The sequence below is a fragment of the Candidatus Aminicenantes bacterium genome, assembly GCA_026393795.1.
GTDB lineage: Bacteria > Acidobacteriota > Aminicenantia > UBA2199 > UBA2199 > UBA2199.
The window spans coordinates 1-3,695 of the sequence record JAPKZL010000127.1 but is presented as its reverse complement, the minus strand read 5'-3'; the positions used below and the strand labels follow the sequence as shown (position 1 = coordinate 3,695).

Below are 3,695 nucleotides of genomic sequence, written 5' to 3'. Positions count from 1 at the left end.
CTCCCGGGCCCGGCAAGGTCACGCCCGAGTGGGTCAAGGGGATGGCGAAGGACGCGGTGCTGTTCGCCTGCGCCAATCCGATCCCGGCGATCTGGCCTTGGGAGGCGAAGGCCGCGGGCGCCCGGATCGTGGCGACGGGGCGGTCCGACTTCGCCAACCAGGTGAACAACTCGCTGGGCTTCCCCGGCATCCTCAAGGGGGCGCTGGTGGTGCGGGCGAAGAAGATCACCGACGAAATGGCCATCGCCGCCGCCTATTCCATGGCCAATTTCGCCCAGAAGAAGGGTCTCAATCCCGACCGCATCATGCCGACCATGGACGAGACCGAGGTCTTCGCCCAGGAAGCGGCCGACGTGGCCATGGAGGCCATCAAGAATGGTGTGGCCCGTATCACCACCTATACCTGGCAGGACGTGTTCGACAAAACCATGGCCGATATCCAGGAAGCCCGCGATGCCATGGGCCTGCTGATGAAAAAGAAGTTCATCAAGGCTCCGCCCCTCAAACTGCTGAGGGACGCGGTCAAGAAGGCTGTGAAAGCGGTGAAATAGGCGCCATGCCTAACAGGGTAGGGGCACGGCGCGCCGTGCCCCTATCGGGAAGCCGTCCGGACCATTTTCGCGCCTCCTCTTGACTAATCTCAAGAAAAATACTAAAGTATCGCTTCCGGCTCTGAATTTTATTTCATGAGGCACAAATGAAAAAAATAAGTCTTAAGGAAGTAAAAGAAAAGATCAAGCAGGCCGTTCAGGACGCCAATTTCGTCATTGATCCCGATTTGAAAAAACTGATCGCGTCCTATCTGGTCACGGAGGAATCCCCGTCCGGCAAAGAGATCCTGCAGCAGATCCTGCAGAACGCCGACATCGCCTTCGCCGAAAAGCTGGCCCTGTGCCAGGATACCGGCCTGGCCGTCTTCTTCGTCGAAATGGGGGAGAAGGTCAAGCTCGGGTACGACGGCTTCAAGAGCCTCCATGACGCCATCAGCCAGGGCACGGCCGAGGGCTACGGCGAAGGTTATTTGCGCAAGTCGGTCTGCGACCCGCTCAGCCGCAAGAACAGCGGCGACAACACCCCGGTTTTCATCCATTGGGATTTGGTTCCCGGCGATGCTTTCAAAATCACCTTCATGGCCAAGGGCGGCGGCGCGGAGAACATGAGCGCCCTGAAGATGATGCCCCCGTCGGCCGGGGCCAAGGGCATCGAGGATTTCGTGGTCGACACGGTCCTCAAGGCCGGCCCCAATCCCTGCCCGCCGACCATCGTCGGCATCGGCATTGGCGGCAATTTCGACACCTCGGCGTTGCTAGCCAAGAAGGCTCTGCTGCGCCAGCCGGTGGGCAGCCCGCATGCCGATCCGCTGTACGCCGAGATGGAAAAACGCATCCTGGAACGAATCAATAAACTGGGCATCGGGCCCATGGGCTTGGGCGGCCGCACCACCTCGCTGGCGGTGCACATCGTCAGCCATCCCTGCCACATCGCCTCGTTCCCGGTGGCGGTCAATCTCAACTGCCATTCGCACCGCGTCGTTGAAATGGATTTTTAGAGCCGTATAGCAAATTCAAAATTTGTTTGCTCTTGCGAACAAATTTTAGAATTTGCTATCTACGGCTCTTATCCAGCGCTGCTGGATTAGGAGGTTATTATGGTTGAAATCAGATTCCATGGCCGCGGCGGCCAGGGGACGGTCATCGCCGGCAAGATCCTGGCCGATGCCGTTTCCAAGGAAGACAAGTATGTCCAGGCCTTTCCCCAGTTCGGGGTGGAGCGCCGGGGCGCGCCGGTTTTCGCCTTCATCCGCATCGATGACAAGCCTATCTATATCCGCTCCAAGATTGTCATGCCCCAGCACGTCATCGTGGTCGATCCGAGCCTGATCGACGCCATCGACGTGACCGAAGGGCTGAAGAAAGGCGGGTTCATCCTGATCAACAGCGGCCGAAAGCCAAGCGAATTCTCGCACCTGGGCAAGGACTACCGCGTCTTCACGGTGGATGCCAACGAGATCGCCATCAAGCACCGTCTCGGTTCCAAGGCCGCGCCCATCGTCAACACCGCCATCCTGGGCGCCGTGCCGCGTATTTTCGATTTCGTCAAACTGGCATCGATCCTGCAGTCGGTGCGCGAGGGCGTTCCGGTCAATCCCGATGAAAACGCCGCCGCGGCCCAGGAAGCCTACGACTCGGTGCAAGGAGTGTAACATGGCCAAGGACAGAAAAAAAATAGATTTCAAGAAAATGGACGAGCTCCCGCCGATGGTCATGAGCCTGCGCTCCATGGCCGCCAACCCCACCGGCTCCTGGCGCAACCTGAAGCCGGTGATCGACCTCAGCCAGTGCATCCAGTGCACCATCTGCTGGAAGTTCTGCCCCGACGCCGCCATCGATTGGGTTGACGACAACCCGGTCCTCAACCTGGATTTCTGCAAAGGCTGCGGCATCTGCGCCGAGGAATGCCCGAAGAAGTGCATCGCCATGATCAAGGAGGGAAAATGAAAAAAGTCATGATGGGCAACCACGCCATCTCCTACGGGGCGACCCTCTCCCGCGTCCAGGTCATCGCCGCCTATCCCATCACCCCCCAGACCCAGGTGGTGGAGCTGCTCTCCGAGATCGTGGCCGACCAGAAGCTCAAGGCCGAGTTCATCAAGGTCGAATCGGAGCATTCGGCCATGGCCGCCTGCATCGGCGCCTCGTCGACCGGGGCCAGGGCGTTCACCGCGACCTCGGCGCAGGGGCTGGCCTTGATGCACGAACTGCTGCACTGGGCGGCCGGGGCGCGGCTGCCGATCGTCATGGCCGACATCAACCGCGCCATGGCGCCGCCCTGGACCATCTGGACCGACCAGAACGACTCGCTGTCGCAGCGCGACACCGGCTGGATGCAGTTCTACTGCCAGTCCAACCAGGAGGTGCTCGATTCGGTGATCATGGCCTACAAGGTGGCCGAGAAGGTCCTGATGCCGGCTATGATCGTCCTCGACGCCTTCTCGCTGTCCCATACCTATGAGATCGTCGATCTCCCGGACCAGGCGCTGGTGGACAAATACCTGCCGCCCTTCGATTACAAGTATAAACTGGACGTGCAGAATCCGCATACCTACGGCGGCCTGACCACCCCGGACTGGTACATGGAATTTCGTATCAAGATGCACGAGGCCATGGACCAGGCGCTGGTGGAGATAAAGAAGGAAGCCGCCGTATTCCAAAAGGCATTCGGCCGCTATTATGATACCGTGGACCCCTACCTGGTCGAAGACGCCGACACCGTGCTGGTCACGTCGGGCTCGGCCGCTTCCACGGTCCGTTTCGCCGTCGACCAGCTGCGCGCCCAAGGCAAGAAGGTGGGCAACCTGCGCATGCGGGTCTTGCGGCCTTTCCCCTTCGCCGACGTGCGCAACCAGTTGAAGAGCGCCAAAAAAATAATCATCGTCGACCGCGACATTTCCTACGGCTACCACGGGATCTGGGCCCAGGAAGTGAAGTCCGCCCTGTACGGCCATTCCCAGGTGCCGGTTTGGAATTTCATCGCCGGCCTGGGCGGGCGTGACATTTTCCGGAAACCTATTACGACATCGTCGCGCTGGTGGACAAGAAGAAAAAACCAGACCAGGAACTGTACTGGGTGGAGGTGAAAAAGTGAAACCGACACTGCCCCTTGAAGAACTGATGAGCCCCGGCCACCTGGCCTGT

At 59.7% G+C, this 3,695-nt stretch carries 5 protein-coding genes; all 5 read left to right on the top strand.

Going from position 1 to position 3,695, the window contains the following annotated elements; genetic code table 11:
- The coding region (locus NTW95_05995; protein MCX6556970.1) for a malate dehydrogenase at positions 1-551 on the top strand (551 nt) is incomplete at its 5' end.
- A 146-nt stretch (positions 552-697) separates the two neighbouring features.
- The gene (locus tag NTW95_05990; protein ID MCX6556969.1) at positions 698-1,549 is read left to right on the top strand and encodes a fumarate hydratase; all 852 of its coding nucleotides are present in this window, start codon (positions 698-700) and stop codon (positions 1,547-1,549) included.
- 99 nt (positions 1,550-1,648) lie between these two features.
- A complete protein-coding gene (locus tag NTW95_05985) occupies positions 1,649-2,203 on the top strand; it encodes a 2-oxoacid:acceptor oxidoreductase family protein (protein MCX6556968.1) in 555 nt (184 codons plus the stop codon).
- 1 nt (position 2,204) lies between these two features.
- Positions 2,205-2,498: a 4Fe-4S binding protein gene (locus NTW95_05980; protein MCX6556967.1), complete on the top strand. Its 294-nt coding sequence runs from the start codon at positions 2,205-2,207 to the stop codon at positions 2,496-2,498.
- Positions 2,495-3,637 carry a pyruvate ferredoxin oxidoreductase gene (gene porA / locus NTW95_05975; protein MCX6556966.1) on the top strand — a complete coding sequence of 381 codons (1,143 nt, stop codon included), beginning with the start codon at positions 2,495-2,497 and terminating at the stop codon, positions 3,635-3,637. Before NTW95_05980 ends, porA begins: the two co-directional genes overlap by 4 nt.
- Positions 3,638-3,695 lie beyond the last annotated feature (58 nt).

What these genes read in the sequence shown, in the direction of transcription:
- NTW95_05990 (MCX6556969.1), top strand. Translation starts at nt 698, where the DNA reads ATGAAAAAAATAAGTCTTAAGGAAGTAAAAGAAAAGATCAAGCAGGCC.
- NTW95_05985 (MCX6556968.1), top strand. Translation starts at nt 1,649, where the DNA reads ATGGTTGAAATCAGATTCCATGGCCGCGGCGGCCAGGGGACGGTCATC.
- NTW95_05980 (MCX6556967.1), top strand. Translation starts at nt 2,205, where the DNA reads ATGGCCAAGGACAGAAAAAAAATAGATTTCAAGAAAATGGACGAGCTC.
- porA (MCX6556966.1), top strand. Translation starts at nt 2,495, where the DNA reads ATGAAAAAAGTCATGATGGGCAACCACGCCATCTCCTACGGGGCGACC.